The organism is Paraburkholderia kururiensis (genome assembly GCF_034424375.1).
Lineage (GTDB): Bacteria > Pseudomonadota > Gammaproteobacteria > Burkholderiales > Burkholderiaceae > Paraburkholderia > Paraburkholderia kururiensis_A.
Genome location: NZ_CP139965.1, coordinates 739,176 through 754,791, shown reverse-complemented (window position 1 = coordinate 754,791; position 15,616 = coordinate 739,176). Strand labels below are relative to the sequence as shown.

16 protein-coding genes are annotated in these 15,616 nt (G+C 66.3%); 3 read left to right on the top strand and 13 right to left on the bottom strand.

Annotated features, from left to right (window positions below; all coding sequences use genetic code 11):
• The first annotated feature begins 44 nt into the window (after positions 1–44).
• Positions 45–650, top strand: coding sequence for an MlaC/ttg2D family ABC transporter substrate-binding protein (locus tag U0042_RS03490; protein WP_114809883.1), 606 nt, complete (start codon positions 45–47; stop codon positions 648–650).
• Between the two features lie 9 nt (positions 651–659).
• On the opposite strand, the gene U0042_RS03485 is transcribed toward U0042_RS03490, so the two are convergent.
• The 5 genes from U0042_RS03485 to ispH all read right to left on the bottom strand — a co-directional run bounded on the left by U0042_RS03485 (position 660) and on the right by ispH (position 6,108).
• Positions 660–1,313: a response regulator gene (locus U0042_RS03485; protein ID WP_114809882.1), complete on the bottom strand. Its 654-nt coding sequence runs from the start codon at positions 1,311–1,313 to the stop codon at positions 660–662.
• Positions 1,310–2,824 (bottom strand): cache domain-containing protein, encoded by a 1,515-nt coding sequence (locus U0042_RS03480; protein ID WP_114809881.1) that lies wholly within the window; start codon positions 2,822–2,824, stop codon positions 1,310–1,312. The genes U0042_RS03485 and U0042_RS03480 overlap by 4 nt, the downstream gene beginning before the upstream one ends.
• Before the next feature lie 121 nt (positions 2,825–2,945).
• Positions 2,946–3,686: an ABC transporter ATP-binding protein gene (locus U0042_RS03475; protein ID WP_114809880.1), complete on the bottom strand. Its 741-nt coding sequence runs from the start codon at positions 3,684–3,686 to the stop codon at positions 2,946–2,948.
• A gap of 313 nt (positions 3,687–3,999) precedes the next feature.
• The gene (hpnH, locus tag U0042_RS03470) at positions 4,000–5,151 is read right to left on the bottom strand and encodes an adenosyl-hopene transferase HpnH (protein ID WP_114809879.1); all 1,152 of its coding nucleotides are present in this window, start codon (positions 5,149–5,151) and stop codon (positions 4,000–4,002) included.
• A 12-nt stretch (positions 5,152–5,163) separates the two neighbouring features.
• The gene (ispH, locus tag U0042_RS03465) at positions 5,164–6,108 is read right to left on the bottom strand and encodes a 4-hydroxy-3-methylbut-2-enyl diphosphate reductase (RefSeq protein ID WP_114809878.1); all 945 of its coding nucleotides are present in this window, start codon (positions 6,106–6,108) and stop codon (positions 5,164–5,166) included.
• 550 nt (positions 6,109–6,658) lie between these two features.
• Between ispH and U0042_RS03460 the strand changes: the two genes are divergently transcribed.
• Complete coding sequence (locus U0042_RS03460) at positions 6,659–7,831, top strand: glycosyltransferase (protein WP_114809877.1); 1,173 nt, start codon at positions 6,659–6,661, stop codon at positions 7,829–7,831.
• A gap of 25 nt (positions 7,832–7,856) precedes the next feature.
• On the opposite strand, the gene U0042_RS03455 is transcribed toward U0042_RS03460, so the two are convergent.
• Both U0042_RS03455 and hpnA read right to left on the bottom strand, forming a co-directional pair.
• The gene (locus tag U0042_RS03455; RefSeq protein WP_114809876.1) at positions 7,857–8,429 is read right to left on the bottom strand and encodes a hypothetical protein; all 573 of its coding nucleotides are present in this window, start codon (positions 8,427–8,429) and stop codon (positions 7,857–7,859) included.
• Between the two features lie 123 nt (positions 8,430–8,552).
• A complete protein-coding gene (hpnA, locus tag U0042_RS03450; RefSeq protein ID WP_114809875.1) occupies positions 8,553–9,566 on the bottom strand; it encodes a hopanoid-associated sugar epimerase in 1,014 nt (337 codons plus the stop codon).
• Between the two features lie 166 nt (positions 9,567–9,732).
• Between hpnA and U0042_RS03445 the strand changes: the two genes are divergently transcribed.
• The gene (locus U0042_RS03445) at positions 9,733–10,029 is read left to right on the top strand and encodes an acylphosphatase (RefSeq protein ID WP_114809874.1); all 297 of its coding nucleotides are present in this window, start codon (positions 9,733–9,735) and stop codon (positions 10,027–10,029) included.
• A gap of 100 nt (positions 10,030–10,129) precedes the next feature.
• On the opposite strand, the gene egtD is transcribed toward U0042_RS03445, so the two are convergent.
• The 6 genes from egtD to U0042_RS03415 all read right to left on the bottom strand — a co-directional run bounded on the left by egtD (position 10,130) and on the right by U0042_RS03415 (position 15,615).
• Complete coding sequence (egtD, locus tag U0042_RS03440) at positions 10,130–11,098, bottom strand: L-histidine N(alpha)-methyltransferase (protein WP_114809873.1); 969 nt, start codon at positions 11,096–11,098, stop codon at positions 10,130–10,132.
• A 335-nt stretch (positions 11,099–11,433) separates the two neighbouring features.
• Positions 11,434–12,324 carry a F0F1 ATP synthase subunit gamma gene (locus U0042_RS03435; protein ID WP_114809872.1) on the bottom strand — a complete coding sequence of 297 codons (891 nt, stop codon included), beginning with the start codon at positions 12,322–12,324 and terminating at the stop codon, positions 11,434–11,436.
• Entirely contained in the window at positions 12,321–13,874 is a 1,554-nt protein-coding gene (locus U0042_RS03430; RefSeq protein WP_232833275.1) for a F0F1 ATP synthase subunit alpha, read from the bottom strand. The genes U0042_RS03435 and U0042_RS03430 overlap by 4 nt, the downstream gene beginning before the upstream one ends.
• Positions 13,858–14,610 carry a F0F1 ATP synthase subunit B gene (locus U0042_RS03425; protein ID WP_114809870.1) on the bottom strand — a complete coding sequence of 251 codons (753 nt, stop codon included), beginning with the start codon at positions 14,608–14,610 and terminating at the stop codon, positions 13,858–13,860. Before U0042_RS03425 ends, U0042_RS03430 begins: the two co-directional genes overlap by 17 nt.
• Positions 14,611–14,638: 28 nt before the next feature.
• Positions 14,639–14,884, bottom strand: coding sequence for a F0F1 ATP synthase subunit C (locus tag U0042_RS03420; RefSeq protein WP_017774099.1), 246 nt, complete (start codon positions 14,882–14,884; stop codon positions 14,639–14,641).
• Positions 14,881–15,615, bottom strand: coding sequence for a F0F1 ATP synthase subunit A (locus U0042_RS03415; protein ID WP_198665242.1), 735 nt, complete (start codon positions 15,613–15,615; stop codon positions 14,881–14,883). The genes U0042_RS03420 and U0042_RS03415 overlap by 4 nt, the downstream gene beginning before the upstream one ends.
• Between the last annotated feature and the right edge of the window lies 1 nt (position 15,616).

Here is a 15,616-nt window from a genome sequence, read left to right as displayed (position 1 = left end):
CGCGATCGACGCGATCCGCACCTCTTTTTAAGTCCGGAACAGCAATGAAACGTTATTTGTCAGCTTGTGTGGCAGCTTTCGTGGTGTCCACCTCGGCTTTTGCCCAGGCCACGCCGGATGCCGTGGTGAAGAACGCCGTCGAAGGCACCGTGACGGCAATGAAGGCCGACTCGCAGGCGCGCGGCGGCGACATGGGCAAGATCACGCAGGTGGTGCAGACGCACTTCGTGCCGTACACGAACTTCCAGCGCACGGCGCGCATCGCAGTGGGCAAGGCATGGTCCACTGCAACCCCTGAGCAGCAGCAACAGCTGTACCAGCAATTCCAGACGCTGCTCGTGCGCACGTACGCCGAGTCGCTCTCGCAGCTCCGTAATCAGGACGTCACGTTCAAGTTTCTGCCTTCCAGCACCGCGGGGGGCGCGAAAGATACCGTCGTGCAGTCCCACGTGATCAGCAACGGCGGCGACGACGCCATCGACTACCGCCTGGAAAAAACGGCATCGGGCTGGAAGATTTACGACATCAACATGATGGGCGCGTGGCTGATCCAGGTGTATCAGACGCAGTTCGCCGACCAGATCGCCAAGGGCGGCATCGACGGGCTCATCAAGTTCCTGGTCGACCACAACGCCCGAACGGCGGGCTGAGCCCACGGGTCACCGCTTGCGGTCAGACCCGCGGCGGTGCTCCACGGCGAACTTGATCAGTTCGGCCTGCCCCTCGATATCAAGCTTCCGCTTCAGGTTGAGCCGGTGGGTCTCCACCGTGCGCACGGAAAGGCCGCACTGCTGGGCAATCTGCTTGCTCGACAGCCCAAGCGCGAGCGCATCCAGAATGTCGCGCTCGCGCGGTGTGAGCCGTTCCACCGGCGTCTGCATCGCGGACGCATGGATCATCTTCTTCGCAATGCCCGCGCTGAAGAACGTCTGCCCCGCGAGCACGGCCTCGATGGCGTGGACGATCTCGGTCGCGGGCGAGTCCTTCAGCACGTAGCCGCCCGCGCCCGCGCGCACGGCCTGCGTCACGTATTCGATGTTGTCGTGCATGGAAAGCATCAGCACGCGAATGCCCGGAAAGCGCTCGTGAAACAGGCTGGCGAGCGCGATGCCGTTCATGCCGTTCATCCCCACGTCCATCAGTACGAGGTCCGGTTCAATGGATTCGGCGAGCGCGAGCGCTTCGTCGGCGTTGCCGGCTTCGCCCGCCACCCGCAAGTTCGGCACGGCTTCGAGCCGCGCGCGCAGTCCGTCGCGCACGAGCGGATGGTCGTCGACGAGCACGATGCGGGCAGGGGATGCGGTGTGGTTCATGTCGAAGTCCCGGTGCGGGAGGCCGGCGTGGGCAGGGTGGCGGCATAGACGGCGGTAGTGTCCGCGGCGGGCTCGTCGCTGGTGCGCTTGTGCGGCTGCGATGGCGCAAGAGGTTCGCTGGGTGCCGGCTCGGCCGCGGCGCTCACCGGCACGCGCGCGCTGATGATGGTGTGGCCGGGCTGGGACGCGATGGCCAGCGTGCCGCCCAGCGTTTCCAGCCGTTCGCGCATGTTGCGCAGGCCGATGCCCGCGCGCGGGTCGGCGAAGGCACGCTCCACGTCGAAGCCGCGGCCGTTGTCGGCGACGGTGAGGGTGACGGCGCTCGATGCCACGTCCAGTGTCAACGCCGCGCGCTTCGCCTCGGCGTGACGCACGATGTTCGTGAGTGCTTCCTGCGCGATCCGGAAGAGCACCGTGTTCACCGCGTCGGGCAAGGCCGCCGCGTGCGTGTGCGCGATCTGCGTGAAGCCGATGTCGATGCCCGTCTCTTCGCCCATCTCGCGGCTCAGCTGTTCGAGCGCGGCGGCGAGGCCCAGGTCGTCGAGCATGGCGGGGCGCAGCGCGTGCGAGATGCGGCGCACTTCGCGCAGCGTGTCGCCGAGCCGCGTGAGGCTCGTGGCGAGCGCGGTTTCCGCGGCCGGCACGCGCGTCTCGCCGCGCTCGAGCCGCGCGAGCGCCGATTCCAGCAGCAGTTTCGCCGACACCATCATCTGGCTGATGCCGTCGTGCAGCTCGCGCGAAAGGCGCGCCCGCTCGTTTTCCTGCGATTCGACCACCTGCTGCGCGAGGCGCTTGAGCTTCGCGTCCGCGCTGCGGTACTCGCTCACGTTCAACACCAGCGCGCAGATCGCGATCACGGCGACGCCCGCGAGCGCGATGCCGCCGATCCACGTCATCGTGCGCTCGATGTTGGCCGACGCGTGTTCGTCGATGCCCGCGAGCGTCGCGTTTACGTCGTCCAGATAGATGCCGGTGCCGATCATCCAGCCCCAGCGCGGCAGCGGCACGACGTAGCCCAGCTTCGGCGCAAGCTTGCCCGTGGACGGCCGGTGCCACATGTAACGCACGTAGCCGCCGCCGTTCGCCGCCGCCGCGATGAGGCGCTGGATGGTGAGCGTGCCGCCCGGGTCGCGCAGGTCCCAGAGGTCGCGGCCCACCAGATTCGGCTCGCGCGGATGCATGAGCGAGCGGCCATGCATGTCGTAGACGAAGAAGTAGCCGTCCTTGCCGAAGTCCATCTTTTCGAGCCGCTCCAGCGCGCGGGCGCGCTGCGTGGCGTCGTCGCGCGCATCGTCTGCCGCGTTGTCGTAGAGCGGCGCGATGGCGCTGGTGGCCAGATCGACGTAATGCTTGAGTTCGATTTCCTTGCTGGAGAGGTACGCCGCCTCCATGGTGGCGTGCTGCGTGCGGGCGAGGGCAGTCGCCTGCTGGCGCACGCCGATGCCGATTCCCGCGATCGCCACGAGAAACGGCACCACGGCTAGCAGGAAGATCCTCGTCTTCAGATTCATCGTAGGAAAACACGGCGGCCGCTGCGGAGAACCCGGTAGCGGCCTTACGCTGTCACGCGCGTGTAGCAAGGGGAAAGCGAATACTACACCGCCGTGCGCCTACGGCTGAGGGGTGGTTTCGCTAGTGAACGGAGCCGGTCGATTCGCTCGCTTGCAGGCCGTTTGCGCCAGCCGGCGCGTCCCATCGCACGACGAGGCCATCGGCCATGACGCCGACGCGGTCGGCGAAAGCGAATGACGGCGCGGCCTCGTCGCGCGTGGCGACGAGCGCGGTTTGTCCCGCAGCTTTGAGGATGCGCCGCAGGTCTTGTGCGAAGGCGTCGCGGGCGGCGGGGTCGAGCGGTGCGAACGGCTCGTCCAGCAGGAGCAGTTCGGGCGACGACGCCATGGCGCGCGCCAGCAGCACGCGCTGGAGCTGGGCCGGCGTGAGGGCCTCGGGCAGTGCGTCGGCGAGGTCCGCTATGCCGACCTGGGCCAGCACTTCCTTCGCGCGGGGTTCCTGTTGGTCGCCACTCAGCGCGCCGAGCGCGAGTGCCACGTTTCTTGCGACGTTGCGGTCCGGAAAGAGCGTGTCGTCCTGGACCATCATGCCGATACGACGACGGTACGGCGGCAGCGCCATGCTTTTCGAGGCGACGGCAGCGCCGTTGATGGCGATGGTGCCGCCGTGGAGCGATTCGAAGCCGGCGATGGCGCGCAGCAACCGCGTTTTCCCGGCGCCCGAGGCGCCGGTGATGCAGCCAATCTCGCCGCGTGCAAGCGCGAGGTTGAAGCCGTTGGCATCAGGACGCGATTTCCTGTGCTCCGGGCAGTTGGTTCCAATGGCGAGTCTTACGGCATTCAGTTCGAGCAGCATGGTCATGGCGTTCGGTGTTTCGGCGGGCAATACACAGTCGGATTACCTCGCGCGAGACGATTATTTCAAAGCAGGAGAAAGCAAATTGTAATGGGTATGGGAAGGCGGACCAACTGCTACGAGAGTGATGATGGGTCCGACGCGCTGAAACGCCCGGCCTCGCGGCCTTCGTGAATGCGCACGGGTTGTTCGCGCCGCGCCGTATAAATCCCTCGCATAAACGCGAAGGGCGTAACGGCATGAACCGTTACGCCCTTCGTGGCAAATCCGATATCGAAGGCGCCCGCCGCAACGGGCGCCCACGCGGTGAAGCGCGAACTCAGTGCGCGGCGACGGTCGCCGGCTTCTTCGTTTGTGCCGCGTGCTTGATTTCTTCCAGCTTGATTTCGACGTGCCGCGAGAAAACATATTCAGCGGGACGCTGGCGATCGAGCGGGATATCGCGTGCGAATGCGCCTTCCGTCTTGGGTCCCTTGAGACTGACCTTGAGCGCCTTCAGCGGGTGCGCCACTGTGTCCATCACGGCCGTGGCTTCGAAGCCGCTGTGGACCATGCAGTCCGCGCACTTCTCGTAGTTGCCGGTGCCGTACTTTTCCCACTCGGTGGTTTCCATCAGCTCCTTGAAGGTCTTCGCGTAGCCTTCGCCCACCAGGTAGCAGGGGCGTTGCCAGCCGAACACCGTGCGCGCGGGGTTGCCCCACGGCGTGCAGTGATAGGTCTGGTTGCCGGCGAGGAAATCGAGGAACAGGCTCGACTGGCTGAACGACCACTTCTTGCCGTTGTTGCCGCGCTTGAAGATTTCGCGGAACAGATGCTTGGTCTTGTCGCGGTTCAGGAAGTGCTGCTGGTCCGGCGCGCGCTCGTAGGCGTAGCCCGGCGAGACGGTGATGCCGTCCACGCCGATGGGGCCCAGCGTGTCGAAGAACGCGGCCACGCGCTCGGGAATCGCGTCGTTGAAGAGCGTGCAGTTGATGTTGACGCGAAAGCCGCGGCGCTTCGCTTCGCGGATCGCGGCGACGGCCTTCTCGTACACGCCTTCCTGCGACACCGAGTGATCGTGCATGTCCTTGTCGCCGTCCAGGTGGACCGACCACACGAAATACGGACTCGGCTGATAGTCGTCCATCTTCTTTTCCATCAGCAGCGCGTTCGTGCACAGGTACACGAACTTCTTGCGGCTGATGATGCCCTTCACGATCTGCGGCATTTCCTTGTGCAGCAGCGGTTCGCCGCCTGCAATGGAGACCACCGGCGCGCCGCATTCGTCCACGGCTTGCAGACATTCCTCGAGCGAGAGGCGCTGGTTCAGGATGGGATCCGGATAGTCGATCTTGCCGCAGCCGTTGCAGGCCAGGTTGCAGCGAAACAGCGGTTCGAGCATGAGCGCGAGCGGATAGCGCTTGTTGCCCCGGAAATGCTGGCGCGCAATGTAGGCGCCAACGCGGACTTGTTGCAGCAGCGGAATAGACAAGAGATGTCCTCCTTAAACTTCGCGCGCGGCGAGCGGTTGCATCAGCTTCGACGGCAGCTTGAATTCGACTTTTTCTTCACGACCCGTCATCGTCGATACCTCGACAGGCCCCAACGCGCGTAGCGCGTCGATTACGTTTTCCACCATTTCTTCCGGCGCCGACGCCCCCGCCGTGATGCCGACGGCCTGCGCATTCGCAAACCATTCGGGCTTCACTTCGGAGCCATCGGCGACGAGGTAGCTCGGCACGCCCGTTTCGCTGCCGATCTCGCGCAGCCGGTTCGAGTTCGAGCTGTTCGTTGCGCCCACCACGAGCAGCACGTCCACTTGCGTGGACAGCTCGCGCACGGCCGCCTGGCGGTTCTGCGTGGCGTAGCAGATGTCCCGCGTGTCCGGACCCACGATGTCGCTGAAGCGGTTGAGCAGCGCATCGATGATGCCGCGCGTGTCGTCCACCGAAAGCGTGGTCTGCGTGACGTAGGCGAGCGGCGCATCGAGCGGCAGATCGAGCTTCGCGACATCGGCTTCGCTCTGCACGAGCAGCACCTTGCCCGGAATCTGGCCGATCGTGCCTTCCACTTCGGGATGGCCCGCGTGGCCGATCAGGATCAGCGTGCGTCCCGCGCCCACATACTGACGGCCCTGCACGTGAACCTTCGTGACGAGCGGACAGGTGGCGTCCAGCACGTCGAGGTCGCGTTCTTCGGCGGCCACCTCCACGCTCTTTGCCACGCCGTGCGCGCTGAAAATGGCGACGGCGCCGTGCGGCACCTCATCGAGTTCCTCGACGAAACGGGCGCCCTTGTTGCGCAGATTTTCGACCACGTGCCGGTTGTGGACGATTTCATGGCGCACGTAGACGGGTGCGCCATGCTTCTGCAGGGCGCGGTCGACAATTTCGATCGCGCGAACGACCCCCGCACAAAAGCCGCGGGGTTGGGCAAGGATGACTCGCATAGGGTGGCGAACTCCGACTGACGCGGGTTTCGAAGAAGCCGTTTGAACCACGCCCGAGCCATGCTCGAAGCGGGTTTAAACGGCTTTATCGCCGCGACCATCATATTAATTGGTGTTTCTGAAAACCGGCAGAACGCCGGCACACCTGGGCCAAACGCGCATTCTAACCTCATCACGCGCGCTTTGCTTCGCGCGCGACACCGCCGGAAATATGCGGCAAGGGCGTCTGCGGGCGGGGCTGGCGCGGTGCAACAGGCGGCCGGAACCCTTAAACTATGCCGCCCTGTGTGCTGTCGTTCATGGAGCGCGGTATGGGCCTGCGTGGCCGGGCGCCTTACGTTCGCATTACAGGCGAAATTCGGGCGACATTTCGCAGCTCGGGAGAATCCGTGCGCGACCGCTCATGGCTCGCGTGGGGGCGTGCGGGCAAGGTGTAGCCGATGCGGTTGTATCGTGGCGGCCGCGCCGCTGCCCGCGGCTGCGGCCCGTGCGACCCGCCGCGGGCACCTCAGGGCCTCCTGATCCATCCATCATTCGAGGGCAAAGCCGGATGGCTGTTCTATTTGTGTTGTCGTGCATCTCGTTGCTGATCTGGTGCGTGCTGCTCTTCGCGCGCGGCGGTTTCTGGCGCGAGCGTCCCGCCGCGCCGCTGCCCGTGGCCGAACCGGCCGGCGGCTGGCCCGCCGTGGTGGCGGTCGTGCCCGCGCGCAACGAAGCCGACGTCATCGCGAAGGCGGTCACGTCGCTGCTCATGCAGGACTACGCGGGCGCGTTTCACGTGATCGTCGTCGACGATCACAGCACCGACGGCACCGCGGACGCCGCCCGCGCCGCCGCCTTGCAGCTCCAGCGCCCGGACCGGCTCACCGTGATCGGCGCGAAGCCGCTGCCCTCGGGCTGGTCGGGCAAGGTGTGGGCGCAGTCGCAGGGTATCGAGGCCGTACGCACGCTCGGCCTGCCCACCGACTACCTGCTGCTCACCGACGCCGACATCGGCCATCCGCCCGAGGCGCTCACGCAACTCGTGATGCGCGCGACGGTGGAAAAGCGCGATCTCGTTTCACTGATGGTGCGCCTGCGCTGCGACACGCTGCAGGAAAAGGCGCTGATTCCCGCGTTCGTCTTCTTCTTCGCGAAGCTCTACCCGTTCGCGTGGGTCAACAATCCGCGCAACAAGACCGCGGCCGCGGCGGGCGGCTGCATGCTCGTGCGGCGCGAGGCGCTGGAAGAAGCGGGCGGCATCGAATCGATTCGCGGCGAACTGATCGACGATTGCAGTCTGGCGGCGCGCATCAAGCATCGCGGCGAGGGGCGCCATGCGATCCGGCTCGACGTGGCCGCGCGCAGCGTATCGCTGCGTCCTTACGAGAGCTGGCGCGAGATCTGGAACATGATCGCCCGCACCGCCTTCACGCAACTGCGTTATTCGCCGTGGCTGCTGGCGGGGACGATGGCGGGCATGGCCGTCATCTATCTCGTGCCGCCGGTCGTAGCGCTCGCGCTGGGTGCGGCGGCGTGGCCGGCGTGGCTCGCCTGGGCCGCCATGTGCTGCGCCTACGCGCCGATGCTCTCTTACTACCGGCGTTCCCTGCTATGGGCGCCGGTGTTGCCGCTTATCGCGCTGTTCTATGTGGGCGCCACGTTCGCGTCGGCATGGCGCTACTGGCGCGGCAAGGGCGGGCAGTGGAAGGCGCGCGTACAGGCGCCGGCCCAGGAGCGTTGAAGCGAGGGACGCGGCCCCCGACGCATCAACGCTGCGTCAACATCATGTACATCTGGATGACCATGTCCGGCGAGAACGTGAACGGCACCCAGCCGTGGCCGGTGTGGCGCATCACGAGCAGGCGGTCGCCGTTCGACTGTTTCTGCACGGCCATCACGGGGTTCTTCGTCGAGACGAAACGCCAGCCCGGCGGCAGGCCGGCCGGCGGTTCCGGCGTCATCGAAGCGCGCGCATTCGAAAGCTCTTCGATCAGCTGACCGATCTCCTCGGGACGCAGCGTGACCATGTGGCCCGCAATCGTCATCGTGATTTCGTTCTGGCTGGGGCGCGCGATTTCGAGCGTCGGCTTTTGCGCGGCGGGTTCGCTCGCGGTAGCCGCGGCTGCTTCGGGTTCGGCATGCTGCTCGACCGCAGAGGCTGCAGAAGCCGAAGTGCTTGCAGCAGCCGGTTCGGCGGTTTGCGCCGCAGGGGCTTCGTCGCGAGGGGCGGGCGGCACGGGTGCCGCTTCGGCGGGGCGCGTGGCGCGTGCGGCCACCACGGCTTGAATGAGCTGATCGACGCCCGTTTCGAGCGCGCCGATCTGGTCTTGAAGGTTCATGCGGAGCTTCTCAGGTAAGACCCGCGATTTTAACTGCTGCGCGCACGCCGTGACCCGCTGCCGCTGCCCGACGTTGTAACAGTCGTGTAACAGCACGCTGGCGCGAGCGGCTCCGGCGGCGCGTCACTTGCCGCTCAGATAACCCGCCTCGCGGAACCAGTCGAGCGCGTCCTTCAAGCCTTCGCGATAAGGCCGCGCGCGATAGCCGAGTTCGCGTTCGGCCTTCGCCGAACTGAAGTACATCTTGTTCTTCGACATCCTGAGGCCGTCCACCGTCACGAACGGCTCGCGCTTCGTGAAGCGCGCCACGGCTTCCGCGCCCACGGCGAGCGGATAGAGCGGCCAGCGCGGCAGCGCCAGCGTGGGCGGCTTGCGTCCCGTGAGGCTGGCGATGTCCGCGAGCATCTGTTGCAGCGGCAGATTCTCGCCGCCCAGGATGTAGCGCTCGCCCACCTTGCCGCGTTCGAGCGCGAGGAAATGTCCCGCGGCCACGTCGTCGACGTGCACGAGGTTGAGCCCCGTATCGACGAACGCGGGAATCTTGCCGAGCGCGGCCTCGACGATGATGCGGCCCGTCGGCGTCGGCTTCACGTCGCGCGGGCCGATGGGCGTGGAGGGATTCACGATCACGGCGGGCAGCTTGTCGTTCGCGATCATCCGTTCCACGGCACGCTCGGCCAGCACCTTGCTGCGCTTGTAGACGCCGATGGCCTGGTCCGCGGCGAGCGGCGAGGTTTCGTCGGCGGATTGGCCCGAGCTTGTGACCTTCAGCGTCGCAACGCTGCTCGTGTAGACGATGCGCTCCACACCTTCGTGCAGCGCCGCGCGCATGGTGGCCTCGGCGCCTTCCAGATTCGCGCGTTCGATTTCGGCCGGGTCCGGCGCCCACAGCCGATAGTCGGCGGCCACGTGGAACAGGTAGCGCACGCCGCGCAACGCGGCACGCATCGAGGCGACGTCGCGCATGTCGCCCACGACGATGTCGGCATCGAGCGCTTCGAGGTTCTTGCGCGGGCTCGATGCACGCACGAGCACGCGTACCGCGAAGCCCTTTTCTTGCGCGATGCGCGCGACAGCCGAGCCGACGAAGCCCGATGCGCCGGTAACCAGCACGAGGTCGCGGTTTTGCTCGCTCATTCGGTAGTCGATTCCTGATGGATGAAGAGGACGCGGCGGCACGCATCATGCAAAAGCGCAAAAGCAACGACGCGCCGATGCCGGGTGGCCGCGGGTGCCCGCGATTGTACGGCTTTGCGGGAGCGCGACTACAATGCCCGCGTGAAAAGATACAGGAGGCGATGCGATGACCAGTACGGACCTGGATTCGCGAATCGAAACGTATTACGTGCGGGTGCGCGGCATCGTGCAGGGCGTCGGCTTTCGACATGCCACCGTGCGTCAGGCGCACGCGCTCGGCATCAAAGGGTATGTGGCCAATCTCGAGGACGGGTCGGTGGAAGCCGTCGTACAGGGGTCGGCGAATCAGGTGGACAGGATGCTCTCGTGGCTGCGTCGCGGCCCGCCGTCGGCGCGCGTAACGGAAGTGGCAAGCGAAGAGCGTTACACCGAAAAGCGCTACGAGCGCTTCGAGCAGCACTGAGCGCGAAGGTTACGCGCGGCAACCGCGCAGAAGCGCAAGTGCAGGCCGAGGCGCGCACGCGCACCACGCCTGCGCCCGCATGACTATTCCGCCCGTCGACTTACGACACGACGAGCAGGCTCTCTGCAAATCCCCACTCGCACTCTATCCACTGGCGCCGGCAGGTAAAGCCCGCATCGCCGGCAATGGCCGGCACTTCGTCGGCCAGGTACTTGTGGCTGCTCTCGGTCCAGATAGTTTCGCCCGGTGCCATCGTCACGGTGAGGTCCGCTGCGCGCACGTGCGCTGTGACGTGCCGCGTGGCGCGCAGATGCATCTCCACGCTGCGCGCGTCGGCGTTGAAACGCGCGACGTGTTCGAACGCATCGAGCGGAAAGTCGCCACCCAGTTCGCGATTGATGCGCGCCAGCAGATTCAGGTCGAATGCGGCCGTTACGCCGATGGGGTCGTCATACGCGGCGAGCAGCGTATCGACAGGTTTCACGAGGTCCGTGCCGAGCAGCAGCGCGTCGCCGGGTTTCAGCATGGCGCGGATGTCGCGCAGAAAGCGCGTGGCCGCGAGCCGCGCGAAGTTGCCGATCGTGCTGCCCAGGAACAACACCAGCAACTGCTCGTTTTCGGCACGCCGCTTGCTCACTTCGGCGAGCCCGGCGAGGTAATCGCGCTCGTAACCCACAATCGAAATGCGTTCGATGTCGCCCAGTTCGCGGCGACATAATTGCAACGCGGTGCGCGAAATTTCAATCGGACAGTACGCCGTGGGGCGCTTGCGGCACAGCGCTTCCAGGATGCGGCGCGTCTTGCGTCCGCTGCCGCTGCCCAGTTCCGCCACGGTCACGCCGGCGGGCAACTGCGCCACGATATCGACGGCGTGCTGCGTGAGCAGGCGTTCTTCGGCGCGCGTCACGCCGTACTCCGGCAACGTCGTAATGGCCTCGAACAGCGACGAACCCACTTCGTCATACAGATACTTCGAGGGCAATTCCTTTTGCGGGCGGCGCGTAAGTCCGGCGCGGACGTCGGCGGCGAAAGCAGCGGAGAAATCTTGCGATAGCGCGGGCAGAGTCATGAGGGCTCCAGTCGGGCGGTGTGCAATGGGTGGCGAAGTTCGTGCGGCTGCGCGTTGCATGTTGTGCGATGCATGTTGCGCGATGCGTGTGACAGCGGCAGCAGAGTGAGCAGATGAAGCAAGATTCGCGCGTGGGTGTGCGCAGCGCAGGACAGGGCAGCGGATCAGCGGAGGCCAGCTAACCTTGGCGAACCCAGGCGAACGTTCAGACGCGGGAAGAGAGTGGCAGGACTTACGTTCTAGTGCATGACGCTCGCGAAGTCCATGCAACCTGCGCGAAGCCCTATGTTTCGTGGGGGATTGATGTTGCGCGTGCGCCGCGCAAAACGGCGGCCCTAATCGGTTCGTGCGACCGATGCCGCCGCCGTCAGCTCCACGATGTCCGACGTGATCTCGTCTTGCCGCACGAGCCGGTAGCGCTGCGTGAGCGCGTCGAGCCGGTCTTTCAGATTCGCGTGCGCGGACATCATGGCTCGCACGCGCGCTTCGTTCTCCGCCGCGAGCGAGAGCGCGGCGGCCTCGCACAGTTCCGTGTAGACGTAGGCTTCGGCAAGACCTGTCAGCAGTTTGTCGGCAGGAAGTGTCAGCAGCGGAGGCTGTTTGCGCGACGCCACATGAAAGCGCGCGAAGTCGAACGGAATCAACTGGCGCTGTACGACTTCCGTCTGCGTGGCGAGCGCGGGCCGCGCGTGAATGATGGACACGCGCCTGATGAGCGAATCTTCGAGGCGACGGTAAAGCTCGTCGGTCACATTGCCCGCGAAGCCGGGTACGTCGTCGGCGTGCGTGACCATCGGCGTGGACCACGCGACAGGCAGGCCGCGTTCCTCGGCTGTCGTGGCGCCGCGCGTGCCGGTCACGATCAGTTCACACGGACCTGACTGGAGCGCGCGTGTGGCGGCGTCGAGTATCGGTTCGTTGAACATGCCGACGAAGCCTTGTTCGGAGCCCATTGCGATCACGAGGTGCCGGGCGCGCGACTGCACCGCGCTGCGCGTTTCGTCCGCTGCCGCTGCCGCTGCCGCTGCCGCGCGCCGGTCGGGTTCCACGCGCAGCACTTCAGCAATGGCCGCCGCCACTGTCGCCGCCGTGGACCGTATGCCCGCCAGGCGGCCCTCTGCCTCGCGAGCGCGCGCCGCCGCAATGCCGCGCATGGCCGACACCACCGCCTGCAACTGCTGCGCGGTGCCGATCTGCGCTTCGAGCGCGCCGAGCTTCCCGCTCATGCCGCTGCTCCCACGGCTTGCGGCGGCGCATGTTCGAGCACGAGCGCACGCACGGCTTCGACGAGCCGCGTGCGCGCGGCGGCATCCAGCGACGCTGATGCCACGTTCGCCCCTTCCGCATCGATGCGGCCGTTGCCCGATGCCGCGAGCGTCTGCCGTACGCGCGCCGCCACTTCGGCCGGTACGTCGTCGAATACGCCATCGGCGAGCGCGGCGAGAAGCGCCACTTCGTCCACCGTGCGCAGCGGGCTGAAGCGCGGCTGCGCGATGAGTGCGCGAATGCGTTTGCCGCGCTCGATCTGCGCCTTCACGCGCGCGTCCGTGAGACCACCGAAGCGCGTGAACATTTCGAGTTCGAGGAACTGTGCGTATTCCAGCCGCAATCGTCCCGACACGTCGCGCAATGCCGCGGACTGCGCCTTGCCGCCCACGCGGCTCACGCTCAAGCCCACGTCCACCGCGGGCCGCTGGTTCGCGGCGAAGAGCGACGAATCGAGCACGAGCTGTCCGTCGGTAATCGAGATGAGATTGGTGGGAATGTACGCGGCCAGATTGCCCGCATCCGTTTCAGCGATAGGCAAGGCCGTGAGCGAGCCGCCGCCATGCGCGGCCGAAAGTTTCGCCGCGCGTTCCAGCATGCGTGCGTGCACGTAGAAGATGTCGCCGGGATACGCCTCGCGCCCCGGCGGTTCGCGCGTGAGCAACGCGAGTTCGCGGTGCGTGGCGGCGTGCTTCGTGAGGTCGTCGATGACGATGAGCGCGTGCTGCCCGCGATCGCGAAAATATTCGGCAATCGAAAAGCCCGCGAACGGTGCGATCCATTGCAGCCCCGGCGCCGACGCCGCGGACGCCACCACGAACACGCAGCGCTCGGGCGCGCCATGCTCGCGCACCGCTTCGATCACGCGCTGCACGGCGGCGGCGCGCTGCCCCACCGCGACGTACACGCAGATCATGTCCGTATGCTTCTGGTTGACGATGGTGTCCACCGCGAGCGAAGTCTTGCCGGTCGCGCGGTCGCCGATGACCAGTTCGCGCTGGCCGCGCCCCACGGCGAAGAGCGCATCCACGAGCAGCACGCCGGTCTCCACGGGCTCGTTCACGAGGTCGCGGTCCGTAATGGAAGGGGCGTTGCGTTCGATGGGATAACGCGTTGCCGCCACGATGGTCTCGTCGCGGTCCAGCGGTACGCCGAGCGGATCCACCACACGTCCCAGCAGGCCTTCGCCCACGGGCACGTCGAGCACGGACCCCGTGCGCGCTACCCACGTTCCCGCATGCACGCTCTCGATGTTTTCGAGCAGCACGACGCTGATCGTGTCTTCGTCCAGCGTATGCGCGAAGCCCTTGGCGCCGCCGTCGAAGTCGAGCAGTTCGTAGAGCGCCGCATCCGGCAGACCGGAGACGAACGCGATGCCGTCCGCGATGCGTTCGACACGCCCCAGCGCCTGAGCATGCGGGCCGAGGCGCGCAGTCGAAAGCGCCTCGCGCTGTTGATCGAGCCACGCGCTGTCGGCGGCGCCGGGCATGTCGTCAGGAAGCGTTTTCATCGTGAGCGGACTGTAGGGTGGTCATGATCGACGTGAGGTCATGGCGAAAGCTGTTGCGCACGGTGGCATGCGGCGCCGTGAGTTCCAGACCCGCGATGAGCGCCGGGTCTTCGTGCACGGCGATGGCGACCGGGCAACCGAGCGCTGCGGAAAGCGCGGCTTCGCAGGCGTGCTGCTCGTCGATAGAAAGCGCACGCGGCGCCGTGATATCGAGCGGCGCGCCGCGTGCGCCCAGTTCCGCGCGAATGGGTTCGGGCAGCGCCTTCACGCCGTCCACGATGCCGCCGATGAAGCCTTCCACGCGCGCGCTGGCCGGCAAGCGGTTCAGCAAACGGCTCGCGATATCCACGGCCAGTTGTGCCGCCCGGCCTGCTGACGCGTTTTCCTGCACGACGCGTGCGCGCGCCATGTCGGCTTCAGCGTCGGCGCGCAGTCGATCGGCGTCCGCGTGGGCCGCCGCGAGCAACGCCGTTTTCTGCGCGGCCACTTCGGCGTCGATGGCCTGGAGTGCCTGGGTGCGCGTTTGCGCGAGCTGCGCGGTGGCTTCGCGCGCAGCGTCGCGTTCCGCTTCGGCGTCGTGTTTCGCGGCGTTGGCGTCGTCGATCAGCGCCTGCGCCGCCTTCTGGCGCTGCGCGATGATGTCCGCCACCGGGCGAAACAGAAAACGCGCGAGCAGCCACACGAGAATGACCGCGTTGACGGTCTGCAGCGCGAGCGTCGTCCAGTCTATCCGCATGACGTACTGTCTCCGGAGCGGTTCGCCGTCACTTCACGAACGGGTTGGCGAACAGCAGAAGCAGCGCGATGACGAGGCAGTAAATGGCCATCGTCTCGATCATCGCGAGGCCCACGAACAGCGTGCGCGACACGGTGCCCGCGGAATCGGGCTGGCGCGCGATGGCGTCCATGGCCGCGGCCACCGCGCGCCCTTCCGCAAGCGCGGGGCCAATGGCACCGAACGAAACGGCGAGCGCAGCCGCCGCAATGCTGACGATTTCGATGAGGTTCATGCGTTTCCTTCCTTGTCGCGATTGGGGTGACGAACCGGGGATTGAGGTGGCTCCGGCGGCTTGCGAGCGGATTCGCTCACGGCCGCGCCGATGAAAACCGTAGCGAGCACCGCGAAGATGTAGGCCTGCACGGCGCCGGTGAGAAGGTCGAGCGCCATGAGCGGAATCGGCACGATGAGCCCCGCGAGCGAGAGCACGATGCCGATCACGAACACGCCGCTCATCACGTTGCCGAACAGACGCACCACGAGCGAGAACGTGCGCGTGATCTGCTCCACCACGTTGAGCGGAATCATCACCCACGTGGGTTCCGCAAAGGTGGCCATGTAGCCGCGCAGGCCGCGCGTGCGAATACCGTAGTAGAGCGTGGCGAGCAGCACGAGCAACGCGAGCGCGGCGTCTGTTTCAAGGTGCGCCGTGGGCGGTTCGATACCGGGCACGAGCGACGACCAGTTGGCCACCAGCACGAAGATGAACAGCGTGCCGATGAGTGCGCGATAAGGCGCCGGGTCCACCTGCATGGTGTCGCGAATCTGCCCGTCGAGCGTGCCGACGACGAGCTCCACACACGTCTGCCATTTCGACGGCACGAGCGAGAGGCGCCGCGTCACGAGCAGCGAGACCGTAACGAGCAACGCCATGATGGCCCACGTGACGAGCACGGCGGCCGTGATGGGCACCGGTCCGATATGCAGCACCGGTACGGATTCGAGCGGCGAGCGCATGCTCATG

What these genes read in the sequence shown, in the direction of transcription:
- U0042_RS03480 (WP_114809881.1), bottom strand. Translation starts at nt 2,824, where the DNA reads ATGAATCTGAAGACGAGGATCTTCCTGCTAGCCGTGGTGCCGTTTCTC.
- U0042_RS03435 (WP_114809872.1), bottom strand. Translation starts at nt 12,324, where the DNA reads ATGAGCGGGAAGCTCGGCGCGCTCGAAGCGCAGATCGGCACCGCGCAG.
- U0042_RS03430 (WP_232833275.1), bottom strand. Translation starts at nt 13,874, where the DNA reads ATGAAAACGCTTCCTGACGACATGCCCGGCGCCGCCGACAGCGCGTGG.
- egtD (WP_114809873.1), bottom strand. Translation starts at nt 11,098, where the DNA reads ATGACTCTGCCCGCGCTATCGCAAGATTTCTCCGCTGCTTTCGCCGCC.
- hpnA (WP_114809875.1), bottom strand. Translation starts at nt 9,566, where the DNA reads ATGAGCGAGCAAAACCGCGACCTCGTGCTGGTTACCGGCGCATCGGGC.
- U0042_RS03475 (WP_114809880.1), bottom strand. Translation starts at nt 3,686, where the DNA reads ATGACCATGCTGCTCGAACTGAATGCCGTAAGACTCGCCATTGGAACC.
- U0042_RS03420 (WP_017774099.1), bottom strand. Translation starts at nt 14,884, where the DNA reads ATGAACCTCATCGAAATCGTCAGCATTGCGGCGGCTGCGCTCGCCGTT.
- U0042_RS03455 (WP_114809876.1), bottom strand. Translation starts at nt 8,429, where the DNA reads ATGAACCTTCAAGACCAGATCGGCGCGCTCGAAACGGGCGTCGATCAG.
- U0042_RS03490 (WP_114809883.1), top strand. Translation starts at nt 45, where the DNA reads ATGAAACGTTATTTGTCAGCTTGTGTGGCAGCTTTCGTGGTGTCCACC.
- U0042_RS03460 (WP_114809877.1), top strand. Translation starts at nt 6,659, where the DNA reads ATGGCTGTTCTATTTGTGTTGTCGTGCATCTCGTTGCTGATCTGGTGC.
- U0042_RS03425 (WP_114809870.1), bottom strand. Translation starts at nt 14,610, where the DNA reads ATGCGGATAGACTGGACGACGCTCGCGCTGCAGACCGTCAACGCGGTC.
- U0042_RS03445 (WP_114809874.1), top strand. Translation starts at nt 9,733, where the DNA reads ATGACCAGTACGGACCTGGATTCGCGAATCGAAACGTATTACGTGCGG.
- U0042_RS03485 (WP_114809882.1), bottom strand. Translation starts at nt 1,313, where the DNA reads ATGAACCACACCGCATCCCCTGCCCGCATCGTGCTCGTCGACGACCAT.
- ispH (WP_114809878.1), bottom strand. Translation starts at nt 6,108, where the DNA reads ATGCGAGTCATCCTTGCCCAACCCCGCGGCTTTTGTGCGGGGGTCGTT.
- U0042_RS03415 (WP_198665242.1), bottom strand. Translation starts at nt 15,615, where the DNA reads ATGAGCATGCGCTCGCCGCTCGAATCCGTACCGGTGCTGCATATCGGA.